The sequence below is a fragment of the Aeromicrobium terrae genome (assembly GCF_008039565.1).
Classification (GTDB): domain Bacteria; phylum Actinomycetota; class Actinomycetes; order Propionibacteriales; family Nocardioidaceae; genus Aeromicrobium; species Aeromicrobium terrae.
This window is the reverse complement of sequence record NZ_VDUX01000002.1, coordinates 356,733-378,638: the sequence shown is the minus strand read 5'-3', so window position 1 is coordinate 378,638 and position 21,906 is coordinate 356,733. Positions and strand designations below refer to the sequence as shown.

The window sequence follows — 21,906 nt, the reverse complement described above, 5'->3', positions numbered from 1 at the left end:
GTGGCGATGAGCGGGTTGGAGATGGCACGACGCAAGATGGCCGACGCGGGAGTGCCCTCCCGGGCCATCGACGTCTTCAGCGCGTTCTACCGCGAGCTGGAGCAGGGCAGCCGCGGGATGATCCGCGAGGACGACGTCGAGCCGCTCACCGACGTCGCGCACGCAGCCGACCTGCGCGTCGACGACGCGACGGCCCGTGAGGCCGCGGCCGTCACCGCGGTCATCAAGCTCAACGGCGGCCTTGGCACGTCCATGGGCATGGATCGCGCCAAGACGCTGCTCCCGGTGCGCGCCGACCTCACGTTCCTCGACGTCATCGTCGGCCAGGTGAAGCACGTGCGCGAGGAGAACGGCGTCCGTCTGCCGCTGCTGTTCATGAACAGCTTCCGCACCCGCGACGACACGCTGGCCGCCCTCCCCGACGACCTGAACGGCGAGCTGCCCCAGGACTTCCTGCAGAACCGGGAGCCCAAGCTGCGCGCCGACGACCTCACCCCGGTGGAGTGGCCGGCCGACCCGTCGCTGGAGTGGTGCCCACCGGGCCACGGCGACCTCTACACCGCGCTCGAGACGTCCGGCGTGCTCGCCACCCTGCTCGACGCCGGGTTCAGGTACGCCACGGTCTCCAACGCCGACAACCTCGGCGCCGCCCCCGACCCGGCGATGATGGGCTGGTTCGCCGCGTCCGGCGCCCCGTACGCCGCAGAGGTCTGCCGCCGCACGCCGGCCGACGTGAAGGGCGGCCACCTGGTGGTCCGTCGCAGCGATGGTCGGCTCGTCCTCCGCGAGACCGCGCAGACCGCCGACGAGGACGCCGAGGCGGCGGCGGACATGACGCGGCACCGCTACTTCCACACCAACAACCTGTGGTTCGACCTCGAGCAGGTGGCCCGCACGCTGGCGGAGCGCGAGGGCGTGCTCGGCCTGCCGCTCATCCGCAACGAGAAGACCGTCGACCCCACGGACCCGTCATCGCCGAAGGTCGTGCAGATCGAGTCGGCGATGGGCGCCGGCGTCGAGGTGTTCGACGGCGCCACGGCCATCGAGGTCGACCGGTCCCGGTTCCTGCCGGTCAAGACCACCAACGACCTGCTCCTGCTCCGCTCCGACGTGTACGGCGTCGGCCCCGACTTCCGGGTCCGAGCACAGGTCGATCCGCCGCTCGTCGACCTCGACCGGCGGTTCTACACGACCATCGGCGACTTCGACGCCCGCATCCCGGACCCGCCGTCGCTGGTCGACGCCAGGTCGCTCACCGTGCGCGGCGACTGGAGGTTCGGCCGGGCCGTCGTGGTGCGGGGCGACGTCGAGCTGGAGGATGACGGCACTGCGCGCGCCATTGCAGCGAACACCCGGTTAGGGTGAGGCGCATGTCCGACCGCCCCCGTCCGGCGAGCATCCCCGACGATCTGATCACCGTCGAGGACCACCTGGAACGGATCCTCCGAGGCGTCGGACCCCTCGAGCCGTACGACCAGCCGATCGTCGAGTCGCTGGGCCTGCCGCTGCACGAGGACTACACGGCGCCCATCGACCTCCCGCGGTTCGCCAACTCGGCGATGGACGGGTACGCGCTGCGCGCCGAGGACGTGAAGGGCGCCAGCGAGAGCGACCCGGTCGTGCTGCCGGTGGTGGGCGAGATCCACGCCGGCTCGGCCAAGCCGTTCGCCATCAGCGCCGGCACGGCGGTCAAGATCATGACCGGTGCGCCGATCCCCAAGGGTGCCGACACCGTCGTCCCGTTCGAGCGCACCGACCACGGCAACTCTCGGGTGGCCATCCACCACGGTCCGGCCGAGGGCGCCCACGTCCGGCCGCAGGGCGCCGACGTGCGGGAGGGCGAGGTGGTGCTCGAGGCGGGCACCGTGCTGGGCGCCCGCGAGATCGGGCTGCTGGCGTCGCTGGGTGCCGGCCGGGTCAAGGCGCGCCCGCGCCCCCGCGTCGTGATCATCTCCACGGGCAGCGAGCTCCGCGACCCCGGTTCGCAGCTCGACTACGACTCCATCTTCGACGGCAACAGCTACATGCTGGCCGCCGCGGTCCGAGCCGCCGGTGCCATCGCCTACCGCGTCGGCGCGGTCGAGGACACCCCGCGGGCGTTCCGGCAGGTGCTGTCCGAGCAGCTGGTGCGCGCCGACCTCGTGGTCACCAGCGGCGGCGTCAGCATGGGCGAGCGCGACGTCGTCAAGGAGACGCTCTCCGCGCTGGGCACCGTCAGCTTCGACAAGGTCGCGATGCAGCCGGGCAAGCCGCAAGGCTTCGGCAAGGTGCTCGACGAGCAGACGCCGATCATCACGTTGCCCGGCAACCCGGTCTCCGCGTACGTCTCGTTCGAGGTGTTCGTGCTGCCGGCCATCCGCCGGATGATGGGCCGCACGCCGTACCGCCGTCCGATGGTGCACGCCGTGCTCGCGTCCGACCTCGAGTCCCGCTCGGGCGTGCGTCAGTACGTCCGCGCGGTGTTCGAGGTGACGCACCGAGGCGCCAAGGTCACGCCCATCTCCGGCGACGGCTCGCACCTCGTCGGTGCCCTCTCCAAGGCCAACGCGCTGATCGTGGTGGGGGAGGACGAGACGGCGCTGAACCTCGGCGACACCGTCCGCACCCTGGTGCTCGACAGGCCGTTCTGATGGGTGACGAGCGCCTGACCCACGTCGACGAGACCGGCGCGGCCCGCATGGTCGACGTGTCGGGCAAGGACGTCACCGCCCGCGAGGCCACGGCCAGGGGCCGGGTCGAGGTGTCGGACCGGGTGCTGAAGCTGCTGCGCGGCGAGGGAGTGCCGAAGGGCGACGCCCTCGGGGTCGCGCGCATCGCCGGGATCATGGCGGCCAAGCGCACGCCCGACCTCATTCCTCTGTGCCACCCGCTGGCGATCAGCGGCGTCGAGGTCGACCTCGAGCTGGGGGACGACGCCGTCGAGATCTCCGCGACCGTCCGCACCACCGACCGCACCGGCGTCGAGATGGAGGCGCTGACCTCGGTCACCGTCGCCGCGCTCGCGCTCGTCGACATGGTCAAGGCGGTGGACAAGCACGCCCGGATCACCGACGTCGAGGTGGTCGCCAAGTCCGGGGGGCGAAGCGGCGACTGGAGCCGGGATGGGTAAGGGGGCCGTCGTCGTCGCGTCCGGTCGCGCGTCGTCCGGCGTCTACGAGGACACCACCGGTCCGTTGCTCGTCGAGGCGCTCACGCGCTGGGGCTTCGAGACCGCCGACCCCGTCGTCGTGCCGGACGGTGAGCCCGTCGGCGATGCGATCCGCGCGGCGCTCGACGCCGGTGCCGACGTCGTCCTGACCACGGGGGGCACCGGCATCAACCCCACCGACCGTACGCCGGAGGTCACCCGGCCGCTGCTCGACCGCGAGCTGCCCGGCGTCGCCGAGGCGCTGCGGGCCGCCGGCGTCGCCAAGGGCGTCCCGACGGCGATGCTGTCGCGCGGGCTCGCGGGCGTCTCCGGCCGCGCGATCGTCCTGAACCTGCCCGGCTCGCGCGGCGGGGTGAAGGACGCCATCGAGGTGCTCGCCGACGTCGTGCCGCACGCCGTCGACCAGCTGCGCGGCGGCGACCACGAGAGGACCGAGCCCTGACCCGCGGGTGGCCGGTCACGTTGCAGCGCGGCGACGTGGGCGTCCGGCCCCTGCGTCGCCGGGACGCGCGCACGTGGGAGCGGCTGCGTCGCCAGAACTCCGCCTGGCTGAGCCCGTGGGAGGCCACGCTGCCGCCCGAGGCGGGCCGGCCGACGATGACGTACCGGGCGATGATCGGGTCGATGCGCCGCCGCGCCCGCGCCGGCCAGTCGATGCCGTTCGCGCTCACCTGGGACGACGAGATGGTCGGCCAGCTCACCGTCAACGGCATCACCTGGGGGAGCGCGCGGTGGGCCAGCCTCGGCTACTGGGTGGCCGAGAAGCACGCCGGCAAGGGCATCACGCCCACCGGGGTGGCGCTGATCTGCGACCACCTGTTCAGCGTCGTGCAGCTGCACCGCATCGAGATCGCGATCCGCCCGGAGAACGTCGCCAGCCTCCGCGTCCCGCAGAAGCTCGGCTTCACCGAGATCGGCCTCGCCCCGAAGTTCCTGCACATCGCCGGCGACTGGCGCGACCACCGCATCTTCCAGCTCCTCGCCGAGGACGCCCGCCACGGCGTCGTCAACCGGCTCTAGTACAGGCCACGGTCGCTAGCGGCGGAGACGCGGGAGGGAGCTCTGCGACCGAAGCGACGTCACGGTAGACACGTGCGTAGGTCGCTTCGCTTCGCTCCCGGGCTCCGCCCTAGCGACCGCGTGCCCACTTCTCCGTGGAAGCGTCGATCAATCACACCAGCACCACAGGTTTCATCCGACACACGGTGTCGGGTGCCGGGAATCGCCCGCGCGGGGGCCTACGGTTTTGCACGTGGGTACCGGGCTGATCGTCGCGTTCGTCGTCGCCGTGTGGGCGGCGTACTTCGTCCCGCTCGTGCTGCGCCGCTACGACGAGGTCACCAAGACGTCGTCCCTGGAGCACCTCAGCCCGCTCAGCCGCGTCATCCACCGCCGCACGACCGAGGAGCCCGAGGCCGAGATCGGTGAGCCGAAGTCCACGGTCGTTGAGCCTGTCGAAACGACTGAGCCTGCGGTCGAGAAGCGCCCCCAGACCCGATCCGCCCGGATCGCCGCGCAGCGCCGTCGCCGGACGCTGCTGACCCTGCTGTTCCTCACCGCCGTCGTCGGCGCGCTGGCCTTCGCGAAGGTGGTGCCGGTGTACTCCGTCGCCGCCCCGGTCGGACTGGTCGTCGCGTGGCTGGTCGCCTGCCGCGTCCAGGTGCGCTCGGAGCGTCCGACGCAGGCCGAGAAGGAGCGCAAGGTCGACTTCGCCGACGAGGAGACGGTCATCGTCTCCGGCCAGATCGAGGACGTCGACCCGGGCCGCAAGAACGTCATGCTGGAAGTCGAGCTCGAGGCCGACGCGCTCGACGAGCAGCTCGTCATCGCGGTCCCGTCGGTGGCCACCACGGGCGAAGCCGTCTGGGACCCGCTCCCGGTCACGCTGCCCACCTACGTCACCAAGCCGCGCGCCGGCCGGACCGTCCGCACCATCGACTTCGCCCAGCCGGGTGCCTGGACCTCGGGCCACGTCGAGGGCGAGGACGTCGAGCTGCCGGGCGCCTCCGCGAACGACGAGCAAGCTCCCCGCCGCGCCGCCGGCGAGTGATCCTGGGCTGATATCCTCGACGTCGTCCCTGGGGCTATGGCGCAGTTGGTAGCGCGTCTCGTTCGCAATGAGAAGGTCGGGGGTTCGAATCCCCCTAGCTCCACCGATCGGATACCCCGTCTCACCTGCAGATTCACCGCAGCGGAGGCGGGGTTTCGTCTGCGTCATTCGCCGAGACCGGCCTGATGCGCACCCCCGGCGCCCCCCGACCGGTTCAAGCGGTCCAACCCGGTGCGGTCGGCCGATGATCCGAGGTGGTGCAGGTAGATGTTCGTCGTCGCGATCGACGCGTGCCCGAGCCACGCCTGGACGGTCACCGGATCGACGCCTCGGGCCAACCACAGGCATGCCGCGGTGTGTCGCAGATCGTGGATCCGACGGCCGGGAGCGACGTTCGACCACACGACTGCACGCTTGACCGACGACGCATGGAGCCGGTGACCCGACCTCGTCGTCAGGAGGAGGTCGTCAGCGCCCTTGTCGGCGGCGCATGACAGCACGAGCGGAAGGACGCGATCGGCGACCGGTACGCGCCGGCTCTTGCCCGACTTGGTGAGCTTGGCATTGACGCCCTCCGGCGCCGCCCGGCTGACGAGCAGCACAGGCATCGGAATCTGGACGAAATCACGGACCCGCAGCTCGCGAAGCTCCGACCACCGCAAGCCGGTCCATGACGCGATCAGCAGGATGTCGGCCAAGCGCTGATCGCGAGCCGAGACCGCCATGTAGAACGACTCGAGCTCGTCCTCAGCGAACGGACGGATCTCCGTTCGTGTGCCTCGACCCTTCGGCACTCGCGTCGTCATGACGGGGTTCGAGGCGATCATGCGCTCGCGCACGGCCCAGGCGAAGAACGAGGACAGTGAAGCGCGGAAGCGCCTGACCGACGACTCGGCCAGACCGGACTGATTCAGCGCGATCAAGGCCCGGGTGACCTCACGGTCCGTGACGACGCCGATCTGCAGCGCAGCGAGTGCCGGCGGCACGAGGCGGGGAAGCGACGAGTCCGAGACAAAGGTCTTGCGAGAGACGGCGTGCTGCCGCTCTTCCAGCCACTCGGGCAACAGAGTCCGAACGGTTCGTCGGCCGGCTCGGGGATCGACGCCCCCGGCCATCGCTGCTCGCTCCCGAGCCACCCAGCCGATCGCCTGCTTGCGAGTGTCGAACGTCTTGCTGGCCACCTGCTGACGACCGGACTTGACGACGCCACGCCAGCGGCCACCGGGCGTCTTGCGGACAGTCATGCTGCGTTCCGTTCGAGCCACTCCAGGACGTCCTCCTCGCGGTAGCGAGGGCAGGACGGTCCGAGCCAGTAGACGCGTGGGCCAGTGCCCAAGGAGCGCCATCGGCTGATGGTCGACGGGTTGACATTCAGGGCCTTTGCGACCTGCGTCGTGCTGAGCATCTTTGGGAGCCGCTCCATGGGCTCCGCGTCGTGTTGCTTCATGATCTTCCTCCCGAGTTGTGCTGTGTCTTCGCCTTGTTCTGCTGTGCCTTCTCTCGGGCGTACTCGCGGGCTCGGGCGGCGGCTGCGAGGGCGAGGGTCCGTTCGCCGTCGGTGTGCCAGCCGGCACCGACGAACTCCCAGCGGCCGAGGACGAGGGTGGTCTCGTCGTCATCGTCGGCCAGAAGGTCGGCTTCGAGGGCTGCGAGATCCACAGGCGTGCCGTCTTCCTTGGCCTGGGCGAGGAGTGCTTGGGCTCGGCGGCGTGAGCGACGGATCGTTCCGAGGGTGATTGAGTAGCGGCGGGACTTCGTGGCGAAGTGGCCACGGAAGCCGAGCATGTGGGACCACTTGCTCAGCAGCTCATAGCCATCGTGGCCGGCACGCTTGGCGCGGTCGTCGAGGGCGCGGACGGTGGCGCGGATTCGGGCGTGGTGGGCGGTGTCGGTGGCTCCGGTGTCGTCGGCGGACTTGGTGGCGTATTTCGCCAGGTAAGCGGCGACCTGCTCCGGCGACAGGGTCCGATCCGGGTCGTCGGTGCGGCGATCGGTGCGCACAGCGCGGGCGTCGAGCTGGCGGCCGAACGCCAGCACCCGGGCCGGGTCATCAACGTCGACGCCGGGCACGGTCAGCCGCACTGATGCGGCGGCCTCGCGAATCAGCAGTGCGAGCTGGTCGGCGTCGAGCCCGTCGGGTGCGGGTTCGAAGCCGCCGGCGGTCTTCGGTCCGTCGAGACGGACGAGGGCGTGGAAGTGGATCGCACCTCGTAGCTGGTACTCGGCGACCTTCGCGTACTGCACCGTCGCCACCTCACCCAACCTTGTCGCCGGAACCCCGAGGGCATGGGCGAACAGACGACGCAGGGCGATGGTGAATCTGCGCCACAGGTCCGGTGCCCACCACTGCCAGACCACGTGGGAGGCGTAGTCGTAGCAGTCACCACACAGCGGTTGACCCAGCTGCGGATCGTCCTCCGCATGCATGGCGTGGCAGGAACGGGGCTCACCATGCTCACATCGACCTCTGCTGGTGGGGTGACAGCGGCGTCCATTCCGGCGGGTGTGCACGGTCCCGAACGACGGCGCGGTGACGGTGGCGAACACCAGCGGGTTCTCCGCCACCTGCTCGGGCACGGTCTTGCCGCCACTGATGCCGGCGCGGATCAGGTGGAACATGTCGCCCGCGTAGAGCCGGGAGCAGGACGGGCACACCGACGCTCGTCGGTTCCCACACCGCACATGGGTGACACCGAGAGGCTCGTCCTCACTGGAGTAGGCCGAGACGATCTCACCCGTCGCCGTGTCGACGGTCTCCGAACGACCACGTAGCCGGATCGGATGCGCACAGTTCCCAACCCGAGCCAGCGCCTCGGTCCACGAGTCGAACCCTGGTGAGGCCATGAAGCTCTTGACCTGCTCGCCCGCCGTCTCCGACAGGACCGGCACACCCTCGATCGCGTGCTCAGGACCGAACGTGTCCGGGAAAAGGGCCGGGATGGTCTCGTGCACGACACGACGGGACCTGCTGCTCACCGGCTCCACCGCCCCGCAGGGTGTGCCGCGCGGCTACTACGACCCGACCACGCGGCACACCCGGACTCGGAGAACCACGATCACCAAAGCGAGCAATCAAGCCTCAGCGTTCGGGTCGTGCAGCGCCGAGACGACAAACAAGAAGATTGCGGAAGAGAGCGATGTCTGTTCGTGTCTGCGGCGATCCGTGTGTGCGGCATTCAAGCCGAAAGGGGAGCCGACCCCCGGGGATAACTACCCCATCAATTTCAGGTCATGTCATATGAAGTTTTCCGCACCCACGACCATGCCACCGAGCGCCGACAGTTTCGCGACGACACGCGACGCGGGATCACTCGCTTTGCTTTTCCGTGCCGACGCTCGGCCACCAGTTGCGATCCTCCAGGAGCGCCGCGCACGCTGGCACGACGAGACTGCGGACGACGAATGTGTCGAGCAGAAGCCCTGATGCGACAGCGAACCCGATCTGGGCGAGGTTGGTCAGTGGCGAGAACAGCAGCGCAACGAATGTCGCAGCGAAGATGACGCCTGCGGCGGTGATCACCGGCCCGGTGTGGATCACGGCCCGTGCCACATCCCCACGAGTCAGCCTGAGGCCGTTCTCACGCATGCGGCTCATCAGCAGGATGTTGTAGTCGGCACCAACCGCAACCAGGAGGACGAACACCATGACGGGAACGGTGAAGCCGATCTCGGTGCCGCCGAGGTGTTGAAACACCAGAGTGGTCAGGCCGAGGGCGGCGGCGGTCGACAGCACCACCGAGACGAGCAGATACAGAGGCGCCACCAGGGCCCGCAACGAGAGGATGAGAACGAGGAGCACCACGAGGAGGACTAGACCAACCACCATCTTCGCGTCCGTGAACAGGTATTGCTTGAGGTCGGCGCCGAGGCCGCCTGCTCCCGTCGCCTCGACGCTGGACGTCTCGAGTGCAGTGTGCCGAATCGCCTGGTCGGCGGAGGTGCGGACAGCTTCGTAACGCTCTTGGCCCTGTCGTGTGAGCGGATCGCTGGTGCCGATGATCTGTATGCGCGCGACTCGACCGCTCTCGGAGAGGTAGATGCCTCGGGCGCGCGCGAAGTCGGCATTGTCGAGCGCTTCGGCCGGCAGGTAGAAGCCTCCCGCCGTAGGCGTGTTGGCGTTCTTGTTGACCTTGTCGAGATAGTCCGCTGACTTTCCCACCCCGCGCTGGAGCTGCCCGGTCTGGTCCACCAGCTTGTTGACGCCCCGCGCGAGGTCGGCGGTACCGGTCGAGATCTTCCCACTGCCAGCCGCAAGCTGGCCCAGCTTCTCGGCGAGCTCTTCCTGGCCGGCGGCGATCTTGCGGCTCGCGTCGTCGGCCTGCTGGAGTCCGTCGGCGATCTGTGAGAGGCCGCCGGCGAGATCGCTCGAGCCACCCTCCAGCTTTCGGGCTCCCTGGGCGGCTTCAGCGAGCCCCGGCAGGAGCTCGCGTCGCTGTCCGTCGGCAATCTGACGCAACCCCTTGCGGACGCGAGCGCACACCGGGTCGGCCGTGCAGATCAGGTCGCGGTTGAGCGCTCGGACCATCACGTCCATGCCGTCGACGACAGCCGTGACCTTTGCATGACTCTGCTCCAGCCCCCCGGCCAGTCGAGCAGCGCCCGATCGGAGTTCTTGCGCTCCGTCCGCCGACTTGGAGGTGCCGTCTGCCGCTTTCGACAAGCCGGATGCCAGCTTTCCAGTGCCAGAACTGAGCTTTCCCGAGCCGTCAGCGGCACGTTCTGCGCCTTCGGTGATCTGCGCCAGGGCTGAATCGAGGTCATTCGTTCCTGATGCCAGGCGTTCGAGGTCGGGCCGCCCCGCCTTCAGCTTGTCGTCTGCCTTCTGCAATCCGGAGGCGATGTCGCCCAGCTGATCTGCGATGACTGCCGACTTCAGGGGCGTTCCGGCTGGCTGGGTGATGCTTCGCACGAGGTCGACTGATGGCACCTTCGAGACCGCTACGCTCACGGCGTTGAGCACCGCGAGGTCTCGACTCGTGCGCATGTCGTGGTCGGACGTGATGAGGAGATAGTCCGGCAGCGCCTCGTTGCGCGGAAAGTGGTCTGCCAAGGCAGCGAGGCCCAGGTTGCTCGGCGTGTCTGCAGGTTGAGCGCTGCGCTCGTCGAAGGTCAGAGTCATGGTCGGAGCGAAGGCGGCCAGGAGCAAGAGCCCCGATGTCGATGCCAGCAACACGCGGGCAGGTCGACGCTCGATCACACCACCGACCCATGCCCAGCGACGCCCAGGCTCTGCGGCGCCAGGACCGACGAAGTGGCCGAACAGCGACAGCAGGGCAGGCGCCAACGTCAGGCTGATGGCGACCGTGACGGCAACGCTGATGGCCATGGCCGGCCCGGTGGTCGAGAAGATCGCAAGATCGGCGAAGGACAGTGAGATCGCGCCAAGAATCACCGTGGCCGCAGAGGCCACCAGCGCCGGTCCGACGCGACGACAGGCGACAGCCACCGCATCGCTCGGTGCCCGACCGACCGCAAACTCTTCGCGGAACCTGCTGATCAGGAAGACGCAGTAGTCGGTGCCAGCGCCAAGCGTGATCGCGATGACGAAGGCATCTGTGTAGCTCGACAAGGAAACACCGTGCTCGCCTGCCAACGCGAGGATTCCTCTGGCACAGACAAGTGCCACGCCGATGGTCGCCAACGGAACGAGCACGGCCGCCCACCTGCGATAGACCAGCCACAGGATCACCAGCAGCAGCGCGACCGTCACCCCGGTCACCTTGTTGGAGGCTTCGTTGACCGCGGTCGTCAGGTCGCTGATCATCGCCGGATCGCCCGTGACGTAGAGCTTGGTCCCGGCCGGTGGATCCAGGTCCGCGATCGTCCGTCGCAGCCAATCAACATCCTCGTCGGCCTGTGGCGAGCCCACAGCAGCGGGCAGCCCGACCGAGATGTACGTCGCCTTTCCGTCCTTGCTCGTCAGAGCCTTGCGAGCCTGCTCGTCCCCGACGTAGCTCTGCACCTCCGAGACCCGCTCCGGTTCAGAGCGCAACGTGGACACCAGTCGTTCATAGAGCGCCTGGTCATCGTCATCGAGCTTGTCCCGGGCGACAACCACCACGATCACGTATGACGACGTCCGACCTGTGCCGAAGGCCGAGTCCATCGCACGCAAGCCCTTCAGGGTGGGCGCATCGTCAGGAAGAAACGCGGTCGCACTGCGCTCCACGACGGCGCTCAATGGCGTCACGAACACGGTCAAGGCCGCAGCGAGAATCAACCATCCCGCGATGATCCGCCGGGGGTACCGGTGGCCGACGGAGACCATCGACTCCACCAGCCCGCCGAGTCGACGGCCGGCAGCCGAAAAGCCTCTTCGAATCCCGTCCAGCACCGTTGACACCCTTCATGATTCGTATCGCAGTTCTGAATCTCTACTTTGTAATCAAATTACAAAGTAAGGTTGCGCCATGAAGGTGTTTCGCGTCAATTCACAGCTCGTAGATCAGTCGCCGGACATCCCCCTCCGATGAGGAACGTCCCTGCCAAGCTCGCGGCCAAGCTCTACGGAGCGGCTGATCTCATCGCGGACAAAGGAATCGCCGACGCCAAGATCGAGGAGATTGCGGACGCCTCTGGCGTTCCCATTGCAACTCTCTACTACTACTTTCGCGGCAAAGAGGAGATCCTCGCGTTCCTCTTGGGCGACCTTCTCGAGTCCATAGCCGGCGAGGTCGGCGCGGCGATGAGCAAGCCTGGAACCGCCATCGATCGCCTCAAGTGGGCGGTCGAAGCCCAGATGCGCGTGATGCTGGAAAATCCCGCGGCATGCCGTGCGCTCGTCGGTGACTTGGGCCGAGCAACTCGGCTCCCTGAGCTGGCTACCGCTCTCGAGTCGGCGTTCCACCAGCCGTTGGAGCAGCTGCTCCGCGAAGGAGTCGAAGACGGAACGCTGAGAGCCGTCCAGGACCCCGGAAAGGCCGCGCTGAGCGTCTTCGGCACCATCACCATCGCTGGTCTCACAGGTACGGTCGCGCAACCCGAACACGCAGCTTCCTACGCGCAGGAAACGGTCCAGGCTGTCTGCGACCTACTCCTTGAAGGTCTCCGTCCGCGCGAGTGATGTACGCACGACCAAACGCATCGCTCAGCAGCCGATTCAGATCCAGGCGCTCGCCGCACGTCGTGACGAATGACGCCCGCGCATCGACGGACCGGTTACGACTTTCCTCTCTGTCTCAAGACGCGCCTCCGGCGCGTGGCGCGCTGCGGGCGGCGCTGGCGCGCCGTCCTCGCGCACCGCATTCACCTGCGACCGAGTCACCGGCCCGATCCCAAAGGGTTTGCACGCCGCCGCCCGACGTCAAGGGCGCTGCGCGTCGCTCCGCGATGGCCTCCGGCCACCCCTGACCCCGGGCACCGACGCACAAGAGGGCTGATGGTCGGCCCGGCGACCCTCCCGTGGTCAGTTTCGAAATCGCGCACCCCCGACGCACCCCCGGACCGTAGGGCCGGAGGGAAGTTCACATCATGCACGCTGCCATCACAGGGGTTCAGACCCCCGAAATGCCTTCGCAATGAGAAGGTCGGGGGTTCGAATCCCCCTAGCTCCACCACACGAAGTACCGCAGGTACACGTACGACCACGCCACGGCGAGCGTCGCCACGGTCACCACGAGGCCGTAGCGCGTGAACTTCCAGAAGCTGATCGGCTCGCCGGCCTTCGCGGCGATGCCGAGCACCACCACGTTGGCGCCGGCAGCGACGGCCGTGGCGCTTCCGCCGAGGTCCGCGCCGAACACGAACGCCCACCACAACGGGCTGTCGGCGCCCGACGTCGCGGTGGACGCGACCATGTCGTCGACGATCGGCACCATCGCCGTCGTGTAGGGGATGTTGTCGACGAACGCGCCGAACACGCCCGACCCGAACAGCAGCGCCGTCGCGCCCAGCAGCTCGTCGTCGCCCATCGCCCGGACGGCGGCCTCGCCGAGGTCGCCGATGATGCCGACACTCACCAGCGAGCCGACGAGCACGAACAGCGCCATGAAGAAGGCGAGCGTGCCCCACTCCACCTCCTCGAGGAACTCCTCGGGCTCGGTGCGTGAGACCAGGACGGTCAGGCCGGCGCCCATCATCGCGACGATCGACGCGTCGAGGTGCAGCACGGTGTGCAGGCTGAACGCGACCATGACGAGCCCCAGCACGACCAGGCACCGGACGAGTAGCCGCATGTTGGTGATGGCGTCGCGCGGGTGGATGTCGGCGATGCGGTCGCTCACGTCGACCGTGGACGACAGGTAGCTGCGGAACAGCCAGCGGGCCATCACGGTGAACCCGACCAGCAGCACGACGGTCAGCGGCAGTGAGTGCACCAGGAAGTCGACGAAGCTCAGCCCGGCGCGGCTGCCGACGATGATGTTCGGCGGGTCGCCGATGAGCGTCGCGGTGCCGCCGATGTTCGACGCCAGGATCATCGAGATGAGGTACGGGGCGGGGTCGAGGCCGAGCTGGCGGCAGACCGACAGCGTCACTGGCGCGACGAGCAGGACGCACGTGACGTTGTCGAGGATCGGCGCGACGGTCGCGCTGACCAGCACGAGGAGCACCAGCAGCCGGTACGGACGCCCTTTGGAGGTGCGGGCCGCCCAGAGCGCGAGGAACTCGAAGATCCCGGTCTGCTTGAGGACGCCGACGATCACCATCATCCCGAACAGCAGGAAGATGACGTTCCAGTCGATGCCGGACTCGTAGTTGAAGAACGCGGTCTCCGCGTCCACCACGCCCACCACGACCATCGCGGCCACACCACCGAGCGCGGCCGCGACCCGGTGCACTCGTTCCGTGGCGATCAGCGCATAGCTGACGATGAAGATGGACAGGACGGCCGACGTGAGGATCACGCGGCGGTGCTCCCCGCCTCCACGAGCCAGCCGGCCAGGCGGCCGTCGCGGCTCACCGAGCGCAGTCGCTCCTCGACCTGGCTCACCTCACCCATGGCCGCGACGACCAGCACCTGGTCGCCCTCGCGCAGGACGGTGTCCTCGTCGGGGACGATGACCTTCTTCCCGCGCGTGACGATCGCGACGGACGACCCGTCGGGCAGGCGCAGCTCACCCACGTCGACCCCGGCCAGCCGGGACCCGGGCTCCACCTCGAACCGGAGCAGCACGGCGTCCAGCCGGTCGAGCGTCGCGAACCCGATGGACACCTTGTGGACGAAGCTGCCCTTCTCGACCCAGCGGGGCGGGCGGCCCTGGCCGACGACCAGGCCCACGGTGAATCCCACTGCTGCGGACAGCATGCCGACGGAGATCGCGAGCTCGAACATGGTCAAAGGCATCCGTTTCTTCAGGCGAGCAGGTGGAGGAGCTCCGGTCCGACGCGGACCTCGGTGTCGAGGAGGTCGACGTCGACGACGTCGACGCCGAACGGCTCCACGAGCGGCCAGGTGACGGTCGGCAACGGAGCCAGGAGGTCGGCCCGGTCACGCAGGAGGTCGGCCAGGTCGACGGTCGCGACGAGGTGCCGGACACCTCGCTCGACCGCCGCTGCCGTGACGGCCCGTGCGCACGGCTCAGCAGTGATCGCCAGGACGGGGTCGGTCACGCGCCACAGGACGCTGATCGCGAGGTCGACCTCCACGGCGTCACGGGTCAAGGCGGTGACTCCGAGCGGCTCGATCGGCGCCGGGCGGAGGGAGACCATCTCGATCCGCTCCAGCCCCGGGACGACGACCACCGGGCCAGGTCGTCGCCGGCGTGTCACGCGACCAGCTCGGAGCACCACCCCGACGGAGCCCGCCGGCACCATGCGCACCGACGCGTACCCGCAGGCGACGATGACCGCGAGGACCACGACGACGACGAGCACTGGGGACTCCATGTCTCCACCGTCTCCCGCCAGGAGAGGCCGGACCATGGGGTCCGGACCCCATTTCGCCCCTCTCCGGATCTGCGACGCTGGAGGCATGGCCCGCAACGTCTCCGTCTCGCTGTTCTGGCGGGTGTGCCTGCTCAACGGCGCGGTGTTCGTGCTGGGCACGCTAGTCCTGGTGCTGTCGCCGGCCACGATCTCGGCCCAGCCGCTGTGGTCGGAGGTCGTCGCGGTGTCGATCGGACTCCTCGTGATCGTCGTGCTCAACGGCCTCCTGCTGCGGTCCGTGCTGCGCCCGCTCGACCGGCTGACGGGGCTGATGGCGTCGATCGACCTGCGCAGCCCTGGGCTCCGGCTGGACGAGGAGGGCTCGAGCCCGGCCCGGCCGCTGGTGCAGGGCTTCAACGCGATGCTCGAGCGCCTGGAGGCCGAGCGCAGCGCCAGCGCGGCGGTGGCGCTGCACGCGCAGGAGGCCGAGCGCCAGCGGATCGCCCAAGAGCTCCATGACGAGGTGGGTCAGAGTCTCACCGCCGTGCTGCTCGGACTGAAGCAGGCCGTCGGCCAGGCCCCGCCGGAGATGCTCGAGGGGCTCGAGGAGGTCCGCGAGACCGCTCGGGGCTCGCTCGAGGAGGTGCGCCGGATCTCCCAGCGCCTCCGGCCCGGCGTCCTGGCCGAGCTCGGGCTGCTCGACTCGTTGTCCAGCCTGGCGAGCGAGCTCACCGCGCGGACCGACCTGCGGGTGGTCCGCGGGTTCCTGCCTGGCCTGCCGAACCTGACGGCCGAGTGCGAGCTGGTGGTCTACCGCGTCGCACAGGAAGCGCTGACCAACGTCGCTCGCCACGCCGAGGCGCGGGAGGTGCACCTCGGGCTGACCCGTCGCGGCGGGATGGTCGTGCTGCGCGTCGTCGACGACGGGCTCGGCCGCCGCGGAGCGACTCCCGGCGCCGGGATCCAGGGCATGCAGGAGCGCGCCCAGATGGTGGGCGGACGTCTCGAGCTGCGGGACCGCGAGGGCGGCGGCACCGAGGTGCTCCTGGAGGTCCCGATCGATCCGAAGGGGGAGAACGGTGATCCGGATCCTGCTGGCTGACGACCACGCCCTGGTGCGTGCGGGGGTCAGGAGGATCCTCGACGCCGAGCCGGACATGGAGGTCGTCGCCGAGGCGTCGAACGGCGCCGAGGCCATCGAGCTCGCCCGCGAGCACCGGCCGGATCTCGCCGTCCTCGACATCTCGATGCCGCGCATGACCGGGCTGCAGGCCGTCCAGGAGATCAAGCGGCGCTCGCCGTCCACCCAGGCGCTGATGCTCTCGATGCACGACAACGAGCAGTACTTCTTCACCGCGCTGAAGGCCGGTGCAGCCGGCTATGTGCTGAAGTCGGTGGCCGACGAGGACCTCGTCTCCGCGTGCCGAGCCGCGGTGCGGGGCGACTCGTTCCTCTACGCCGGCGTGGCCAGCACGCTGGTTCGCGACTTCCTCGACCGGATGAAGCGCGGTGAGCGCACCCCCAGCTCCGTGCTCACGCCGCGCGAGGACGAGGTGGTCAAGCTCATCGCCGAGGGTTACTCGTCGCGGGAGATCGCGAAGATCCTGGTCATCAGCCACAAGACGGTCGAGCGGCACCGAGCCAACGTGCTGGCCAAGCTCGGCATGCGTGACCGCACCGAGCTCACCCGCTACGCCATCCGGGCCGGGCTGATCGAGCCCTGAACGAGAAGACCCCGCCTCCCTCTCGGGAAGCGGGGTCTCGTCGTTGGTCGGGCTAGTAGCGTGCCGGCCGGTCGTCACGCACCGGACGGTCGTCGCGGGCCTGCGAGGACATGATCAGGGAGACGACCAGCCCGAGGGCGCCCACGCCCAGCAGGATGTAGCCGACCTGCGTGAGGTCGACGTCGTTGATGCGGTCCGTGACGGCGAACGCGAGGATCGCGCCCAGGGCCATCAGGAAGAGCGAGGAACCGATTCGCATGACACTTTCCTTTCGTCGGGAAGCACCCCCGACCGTAGGGCGGGTGCAGGACGGCCGCATGTCGAGAACCCGGCGATCGCAGGGTGGTGATGGCCACACGACCCCCGGGGTGCGCTCGTAGGGATTTGGCTCTAGGTTCGCCTCACCGGCGCCGCGCGAGCCCGGGGGAGAGGTGGCGACGATGATCCCCAGCACGGTCGAGATCGACTTCCTCGACGCCGGCCCCGTCGCGCAGCTGTGCGCGCTGGTCAGCGCCCGCGATCCCCAGCACGACCTCGTCGACGAGCAGGTCGTCCGCGCCATCGAGCTCGCCCAGGCCGCCGGTGCCCGGTGGTCGGCCATCGCCGCTGCCCTCCGCGGCTAGGAGACCGTAGGGTCGGACCGTGAGTGCTGACAGCCCTGTTCTCGTGGTGCTCGGTGCCGGGCCCGGTCTCGGTGCCTCGGTCGCCCGCCGGTTCACCCGCGACGGCTATCGTGTCGTCCTCGTCTCCAACGAGCCGCCGCAGCTCGAGGAGGTCGCCGACAGCCTGCGGGCCGACGGCATCGACGTCAGCACGCTGGTGCTCGACCTCACCGACGAGGAGGCCGTCCGCCGCGCGATGGGCGAGCTCGAGCGCATCGACGTCCTGCACTTCAACCCGAGCGCGTTCCGGCAGAAGGACCCGCTCCACCTCACCGTCGACGAGCTGTTCGCCGACCTGCGCGTCGGCGTCGCGCCGGTGCTCCCGGCACTCCAGGGAGCCCGGCCGAAGATGCCCACCGGCGCTCGGCTCCTGGTCACGGGCAGCGCCGCGGCCGACAAGCCGTGGAACGAGGCGCCGTCGCTCGGCATGCAGAAGGCGGCCCTTCGCAACCTCGTGACCAGCATCGACAAGACGCTCGCACCCGACGGGATCCGCGCGGTCGCGGTGCAGGTCAACGGCGTCCTCTCGCGCGAGGGCGCCTTCACGCCGGACCTGATCGCCGAGGCGATGTTCGACGCCGTCACCCGGTCCGACGACGACTGGACCCCTCACGTCATGTACGACGGCTGACCTCGAACGCAATATGTGACGCCCGGAGCGTCATAGAGACTGAATGACGCTGTGGGCGTCACATTTGGCGAAGAAGGGGACACGTGAGGATCACGGAGGTCGCGCCGGGCGTCCACGCCGTCGAGAGCGACGCGGTCAACTGGACGCTCGTCGAGGACGGGGAGGCGCTGACACTGATCGACGCCGGATATCCGGGCGACCACGACAACGTCATCGCCTCGATCCGGCAGATCGGGCACCAGCCGTCGGACCTGCAGGCGGTGCTGATCACCCATGCCCACGTCGATCACATCGGCTCGCTCCCGCAGCTGCTCGCCGAGCACCCGGTGCCCGTGCTCACGTCGGAGCGCGAGGCGGCGCACGTGCGGCGCGAGCACCTCGAGCAGGCCACGCCGCTCGACGTCACCAAGAACCTGTGGCGCCCCGGCGCGGTGCGGTGGTCGATGAAGCTGATGCGTCTCGGCGCGATGAAGGACGTGTCGGTGCCGAGCGCCACCGCCTTCGAGCCGCCGCTCGACCTGCCCGGCCGGCCGGTGCCGGTCGACACGGCCGGCCACACCACGGGGCACACCGCCTACCTGCTCCCGGACGCGCGCGTGCTGGTCACCGGCGACGCGCTGGTCAACGGCCACCCGCTGCTCCGGCGCACCGGCCCGCAGCGCCTGCCCGGGTTCTTCGACCACGACCCGGCGAACGTCGAGCGCGCGCACGACGCGATCGCGGCGGTGGACGCGGACGTCATCGTGCCTGGTCACGGGCCGGTCTACCGCGGGTCACCGGCCGAGGCGGTCGCCGAGCTCAGGTCCGCCTGAACCGGCGGAGCCCGAGCCACCCCAGGACGGCGACGAGCAGGACACCGAGCCAGGGGAGCAGCACGCCGGCCAGCTCGACGACGCCGTTGACCACGTCGACGAGGGCGTTCCAGCCGTCCTCGAGACCGCCGCGGAACCCGCCCGGGTCGACCGAGGACGTCGACTCCTTCTGGAGGAAGTCGACGGACAGCGTGGCGAGCTCGACCTGGCCGGTCAGTGCCGAGCGCTGCGCGACGAGGCTCTCGAGCTGCTCCTGCCGCTGGGTCAGCGCGTTCTCGGCACTGATCACCTGGCCGGTGGACCTCGCGTCGGCGAGGATCCGCTCGAGTCGGTCGATCGAGATCCTCAGCGCCTTGATGCGGGCGTCGAGGTCGCGGCCCTGGGTCGTGACGTCCTGGTGCTGCAGCTCGACGGAGCCGACCTTCCCATAGCCGCGCAGCTGCTCGACGGCACGGGACACCTGCGTGCTCGGCACCCGGACGGTGAGGAACGCGGACGTGCCGCCGTCGTCGCTGTTCTGCGTGCGCTGGTCGACCCGGCCGCGGTGACCCTCCACCCACGTCGCGAACTTCTGCGCGGAGCCGGTGGGGTCCTTCACCGTCACGTTCACGGTGCCGGTGGTGATGACCTCGCGGTCCGCGTCCGCGTCGGGGGCGGCCTTCGAGCTCTGCGGCGCGTCGAACGACGACGTGTCGCCGCCGGCCTCGCTCGGGGCCGCGGTGTCCCGGGCGGCGGAGTCGGCAGCGGTGGCGTGCTCGGCGCGGGTGTCCGGCGACTGCAGCGCCGTGACCCCGAGGCCGCCGATGACCGCGACCGCGCAGGCGGCCACGGTTCCGGCCAGCACACGACGCGTGCGGCGGCCACGACGTGCGACGTCGGCGTCGACGGCGGCCATGACGGAGTCGCGCATCGCGTCGATGCGGCGCTCCTCGAGCTGGGGTGTGGTCATGACGTCTCCCTCATGGAACGGAGGTCGGCTCGCAGCCGGGTGCGGAGCCGGTGCAGGCGGTTGCGGACGACGGCGTGCGTGACACCGAGGTCGGCCGCGGCCTGCTCGTAGGTTCGGTCGCCGTCGACGCACAGCTCGTAGAGCCGGCGGTCGGTGGGCGACAGCAGCGCGACGGCCTTCTCGATCTCAGCGCGCACGTGCGCGGCTTCCACCTCGCGCTCGACGTCGACGCCGCCGGGTGTCTCCACCAGCTCGTCGGCCCGACGTCGGGCAGCCCGGCGCTGCGCGTTGAGCGCCGTGTACCGGGCCGTGACGAGCAGCCACGGCAGCACCGAGTCGTCGACGACGGTGATCGCCCGGATCCGGCGCCACGCGATGACGAAGACGTCCTGCGTGACGTCCTCGGCCTCCGCGCCGTCGTGCACGACCGAGTACGCCTGCCAGTAGACCGGCCGCACGTGCCGGTCGTAGAGCTCACCGAAGGCCAGGCGGTCTCCGGCTGCGGCTCGGGCGAGCAGGTCGACGTCGCTCATACCCCTCCATGTCCGTTCCGGAGAAACCGTCTCACGCCCATGGGCCCCTTTTCGCTCGTACGATGGAAGGCGTGCGACGGGGAATCGGACTGGCGACGCTGCTGGTGGCAGCGGTGCTGGTCGGTGCTGCCCCCGCGCAGTCCGCGCAGACGGACGTCACGAGCTTCGAGTCCGTGCGCCTGGCACTGCTGCCGATCCCGAAGGGCCCGCCGCCCGACGTGAAGTTCACCCGGCACATCTACGCGAACACCACGCTCGACGGCGTCCCGGTGATGCTCGACGCGTGCCAGGGCCCGATCTCGGTCCGCCTGGGCCCGCGCAACTCCGTCCTCGTGGCCGAGCACGACTACTGCGGCGGATCGGGCTGGATCCCCAAGCTCAAGAACGGCGACGGCGTCAAGCTGTCCGGCGACGGCGTCCGCGCAGGCGTCTACGAGGTTACGGAGATCCGCTACGGTCTGCGGCGCAAGGCGATGGTCAAGGACATGCCCCGCACCGACGTCGTCCTCCAGACCTGCGTCACGAAGACCAAGCTCGTGCTGGTGGGGCTGGAGAAGTTCTGAATTCGCGTCCGTCGCGCCGAAGTTTTTTATAACCTCGCGCCATGATCCTGAAGCAGTGGTGGAACCGGATGGCCTCGAAGGCCGAGACCGGCGCCGCGTTCGCGGAGTATGCCCTGCTCGCGACGGGCATCGCAATGGTCGTCGTCGTGGCGTCGAATGCCTTCGGATTGCGGTTGGTTGACATGTACAACGGCTTCATGCCGTAGGCGATAGTCCTGACGGACTAGTCGGGCTGGTCTGTGCGGGTCATCTTGTCGCCCTGACCACGACGTTCTTCTGCATTTGCCTCACGCGGCCCGCTGCCGCGGCTCTACCTTCTGACCACCGGTTCCGCGCTGGGTGGACCGGAGACTCCCACAGAAGGACCATCGTCATGGCCATCTTCACGCGCATCTATCTGCACCTGTTCATGCTTCCCGAGCGCGCCAAGAACGAGAAGGGCGCGGCCATGGTCGAGTACGCCCTGCTCGTGGTCGGCATCGCCGTTGTCGTCGGCGTCGCTGCTGCTGCTCTCGGCGGCCGGATCTCGGCCAAGTTCGGCTCGATCATTCCCTGATCCTTCAGACCGGACCTGGAGCTGCGGCCCGCCCCGGCGGGCTGCAGCTCCAATGAGGGTTGCAGTGAGCGAAGGAGGTGGCATGCGCCGTCGATCCGAGCACGGTGCCGCGATGCTGGAGTTCGCTCTCATCGCGCCAGTCCTCGTGCTCCTGGTGATGGGCATCATCGAGTACGGCGTTCAATACTCGAAGCGTGCTGAGCTGAACAACCTCGCCTTCATCGCGGCGCGAGCAGAGGCGGTGCACAAGAGTCCCAGTGCAGCGGTCTCTGGCCAGCTTCCTTCCGGGGCAGGTGGACCAGTCGTGGTCCAAGGCTGTCCGTCGACGGGGACACCCGGCACCAACGCCGTCATCACCATTGCCGGGACCTTCAGCTCCCCCACAGGTCTCTTCGGCGGCAACACGTTCACCATCAACGCGAAGGGCGTGGCGCGATGCGACGGGTGACTGACTGGTTCCGCCGCCCTCGTTCC

Annotated in this window: 26 protein-coding genes and 1 tRNA gene; 17 read left to right on the top strand and 10 right to left on the bottom strand. The window is 69.2% G+C overall.

Annotated features, from left to right (window positions below; genetic code table 11):
* From FHP06_RS05470 to FHP06_RS05440, 7 genes are all read left to right on the top strand, one after another.
* Positions 1 to 1,365: a UTP--glucose-1-phosphate uridylyltransferase gene (locus FHP06_RS05470; protein ID WP_222706370.1), complete on the top strand. Its 1,365-nt coding sequence runs from the start codon at positions 1 to 3 to the stop codon at positions 1,363 to 1,365.
* Between the two features lie 5 nt (positions 1,366 to 1,370).
* Positions 1,371 to 2,630 (top strand): molybdotransferase-like divisome protein Glp, encoded by a 1,260-nt coding sequence (gene glp, locus FHP06_RS05465; protein ID WP_147684564.1) that lies wholly within the window; start codon positions 1,371 to 1,373, stop codon positions 2,628 to 2,630.
* Positions 2,630 to 3,109: a cyclic pyranopterin monophosphate synthase MoaC gene (moaC, locus tag FHP06_RS05460; protein ID WP_147684562.1), complete on the top strand. Its 480-nt coding sequence runs from the start codon at positions 2,630 to 2,632 to the stop codon at positions 3,107 to 3,109. Before glp ends, moaC begins: the two co-directional genes overlap by 1 nt.
* Positions 3,102 to 3,590, top strand: coding sequence for a MogA/MoaB family molybdenum cofactor biosynthesis protein (locus FHP06_RS05455; protein WP_147684560.1), 489 nt, complete (start codon positions 3,102 to 3,104; stop codon positions 3,588 to 3,590). Before moaC ends, FHP06_RS05455 begins: the two co-directional genes overlap by 8 nt.
* A 35-nt stretch (positions 3,591 to 3,625) precedes the next feature.
* On the top strand, positions 3,626 to 4,168 hold the full coding sequence (locus FHP06_RS05450; RefSeq protein WP_230973415.1) for a GNAT family N-acetyltransferase: 543 nt from the start codon (positions 3,626 to 3,628) through the stop codon (positions 4,166 to 4,168).
* Positions 4,169 to 4,400: 232 nt separating this feature from the next.
* Positions 4,401 to 5,198: a divisome protein SepX/GlpR gene (sepX, locus tag FHP06_RS05445; protein WP_147684557.1), complete on the top strand. Its 798-nt coding sequence runs from the start codon at positions 4,401 to 4,403 to the stop codon at positions 5,196 to 5,198.
* 30 nt (positions 5,199 to 5,228) lie between these two features.
* A tRNA-Ala gene (locus tag FHP06_RS05440) sits at positions 5,229 to 5,301 on the top strand.
* A 61-nt stretch (positions 5,302 to 5,362) separates the two neighbouring features.
* Here the strand turns inward: FHP06_RS05440 and FHP06_RS05435 are convergent.
* The 4 genes from FHP06_RS05435 to FHP06_RS05420 form a co-directional block, all read right to left on the bottom strand.
* Positions 5,363 to 6,442: a tyrosine-type recombinase/integrase gene (locus FHP06_RS05435; RefSeq protein WP_147684555.1), complete on the bottom strand. Its 1,080-nt coding sequence runs from the start codon at positions 6,440 to 6,442 to the stop codon at positions 5,363 to 5,365.
* Positions 6,439 to 6,603: a helix-turn-helix transcriptional regulator gene (locus FHP06_RS05430; RefSeq protein ID WP_230973431.1), complete on the bottom strand. Its 165-nt coding sequence runs from the start codon at positions 6,601 to 6,603 to the stop codon at positions 6,439 to 6,441. The genes FHP06_RS05435 and FHP06_RS05430 overlap by 4 nt, the downstream gene beginning before the upstream one ends.
* Positions 6,604 to 6,641: 38 nt before the next feature.
* Positions 6,642 to 8,042, bottom strand: a complete 1,401-nt coding sequence (locus FHP06_RS05425; RefSeq protein ID WP_330999610.1) for a replication initiator — start codon at positions 8,040 to 8,042, stop codon at positions 6,642 to 6,644.
* Between the two features lie 463 nt (positions 8,043 to 8,505).
* Positions 8,506 to 11,541 (bottom strand): MMPL family transporter, encoded by a 3,036-nt coding sequence (locus tag FHP06_RS05420; RefSeq protein WP_230973414.1) that lies wholly within the window; start codon positions 11,539 to 11,541, stop codon positions 8,506 to 8,508.
* A gap of 126 nt (positions 11,542 to 11,667) precedes the next feature.
* On the opposite strand from FHP06_RS05420, the gene FHP06_RS05415 reads away from it, so the two are divergent.
* Positions 11,668 to 12,261 carry a TetR/AcrR family transcriptional regulator gene (locus FHP06_RS05415; protein WP_147684552.1) on the top strand — a complete coding sequence of 198 codons (594 nt, stop codon included), beginning with the start codon at positions 11,668 to 11,670 and terminating at the stop codon, positions 12,259 to 12,261.
* Positions 12,262 to 12,742: 481 nt separating this feature from the next.
* On the opposite strand, the gene FHP06_RS05410 is transcribed toward FHP06_RS05415, so the two are convergent.
* The 3 genes from FHP06_RS05410 to FHP06_RS05400 are packed head-to-tail and all read right to left on the bottom strand — an operon-like array spanning position 12,743 to position 15,023.
* A complete protein-coding gene (locus FHP06_RS05410; protein ID WP_330999605.1) occupies positions 12,743 to 14,041 on the bottom strand; it encodes an ArsB/NhaD family transporter in 1,299 nt (432 codons plus the stop codon).
* Positions 14,038 to 14,481 carry a TrkA C-terminal domain-containing protein gene (locus FHP06_RS05405; protein ID WP_147684550.1) on the bottom strand — a complete coding sequence of 148 codons (444 nt, stop codon included), beginning with the start codon at positions 14,479 to 14,481 and terminating at the stop codon, positions 14,038 to 14,040. Before FHP06_RS05405 ends, FHP06_RS05410 begins: the two co-directional genes overlap by 4 nt.
* A gap of 8 nt (positions 14,482 to 14,489) precedes the next feature.
* Positions 14,490 to 15,023 carry an SPFH domain-containing protein gene (locus FHP06_RS05400; RefSeq protein WP_187271798.1) on the bottom strand — a complete coding sequence of 178 codons (534 nt, stop codon included), beginning with the start codon at positions 15,021 to 15,023 and terminating at the stop codon, positions 14,490 to 14,492.
* 85 nt (positions 15,024 to 15,108) lie between these two features.
* Between FHP06_RS05400 and FHP06_RS05395 the strand changes: the two genes are divergently transcribed.
* The gene (locus tag FHP06_RS05395; protein WP_147684546.1) at positions 15,109 to 16,104 is read left to right on the top strand and encodes a sensor histidine kinase; all 996 of its coding nucleotides are present in this window, start codon (positions 15,109 to 15,111) and stop codon (positions 16,102 to 16,104) included.
* Entirely contained in the window at positions 16,082 to 16,726 is a 645-nt protein-coding gene (locus FHP06_RS05390; protein WP_230973413.1) for a response regulator, read from the top strand. The genes FHP06_RS05395 and FHP06_RS05390 overlap by 23 nt, the downstream gene beginning before the upstream one ends.
* 52 nt (positions 16,727 to 16,778) lie before the next feature.
* Here FHP06_RS05390 and FHP06_RS05385 read toward each other — a convergent pair whose 3' ends face one another.
* Entirely contained in the window at positions 16,779 to 16,985 is a 207-nt protein-coding gene (locus FHP06_RS05385; protein ID WP_147684544.1) for a DUF6458 family protein, read from the bottom strand.
* A gap of 181 nt (positions 16,986 to 17,166) precedes the next feature.
* Between FHP06_RS05385 and FHP06_RS05380 the strand changes: the two genes are divergently transcribed.
* The 3 genes from FHP06_RS05380 to FHP06_RS05370 all read left to right on the top strand — a co-directional run bounded on the left by FHP06_RS05380 (position 17,167) and on the right by FHP06_RS05370 (position 18,831).
* Complete coding sequence (locus FHP06_RS05380; RefSeq protein WP_147684543.1) at positions 17,167 to 17,349, top strand: hypothetical protein; 183 nt, start codon at positions 17,167 to 17,169, stop codon at positions 17,347 to 17,349.
* A gap of 19 nt (positions 17,350 to 17,368) precedes the next feature.
* A complete protein-coding gene (locus FHP06_RS05375) occupies positions 17,369 to 18,019 on the top strand; it encodes an SDR family oxidoreductase (RefSeq protein WP_147684541.1) in 651 nt (216 codons plus the stop codon).
* 83 nt (positions 18,020 to 18,102) lie between these two features.
* Positions 18,103 to 18,831: an MBL fold metallo-hydrolase gene (locus FHP06_RS05370; protein WP_147684539.1), complete on the top strand. Its 729-nt coding sequence runs from the start codon at positions 18,103 to 18,105 to the stop codon at positions 18,829 to 18,831.
* Here the strand turns inward: FHP06_RS05370 and FHP06_RS05365 are convergent.
* Positions 18,818 to 19,780, bottom strand: coding sequence for a DUF4349 domain-containing protein (locus tag FHP06_RS05365; RefSeq protein WP_147684537.1), 963 nt, complete (start codon positions 19,778 to 19,780; stop codon positions 18,818 to 18,820). The genes FHP06_RS05370 and FHP06_RS05365 overlap by 14 nt on opposite strands.
* Positions 19,777 to 20,313 carry an RNA polymerase sigma factor gene (locus tag FHP06_RS05360; protein WP_147684535.1) on the bottom strand — a complete coding sequence of 179 codons (537 nt, stop codon included), beginning with the start codon at positions 20,311 to 20,313 and terminating at the stop codon, positions 19,777 to 19,779. The genes FHP06_RS05365 and FHP06_RS05360 overlap by 4 nt, the downstream gene beginning before the upstream one ends.
* 71 nt (positions 20,314 to 20,384) lie before the next feature.
* Here FHP06_RS05360 and FHP06_RS05355 point away from each other — a divergent pair, with 71 nt between their 5' ends.
* The 4 genes from FHP06_RS05355 to FHP06_RS05345 all read left to right on the top strand — a co-directional run bounded on the left by FHP06_RS05355 (position 20,385) and on the right by FHP06_RS05345 (position 21,880).
* Positions 20,385 to 20,876 (top strand): hypothetical protein, encoded by a 492-nt coding sequence (locus FHP06_RS05355; RefSeq protein ID WP_147684533.1) that lies wholly within the window; start codon positions 20,385 to 20,387, stop codon positions 20,874 to 20,876.
* A 41-nt stretch (positions 20,877 to 20,917) separates the two neighbouring features.
* Positions 20,918 to 21,082 (top strand): Flp family type IVb pilin, encoded by a 165-nt coding sequence (locus FHP06_RS15915; RefSeq protein WP_187271797.1) that lies wholly within the window; start codon positions 20,918 to 20,920, stop codon positions 21,080 to 21,082.
* A 167-nt stretch (positions 21,083 to 21,249) separates the two neighbouring features.
* On the top strand, positions 21,250 to 21,432 hold the full coding sequence (locus tag FHP06_RS05350) for a Flp family type IVb pilin (protein ID WP_222706369.1): 183 nt from the start codon (positions 21,250 to 21,252) through the stop codon (positions 21,430 to 21,432).
* 82 nt (positions 21,433 to 21,514) lie between these two features.
* Complete coding sequence (locus tag FHP06_RS05345) at positions 21,515 to 21,880, top strand: TadE/TadG family type IV pilus assembly protein (RefSeq protein ID WP_187271796.1); 366 nt, start codon at positions 21,515 to 21,517, stop codon at positions 21,878 to 21,880.
* The last annotated feature ends 26 nt before the right edge of the window (positions 21,881 to 21,906 follow it).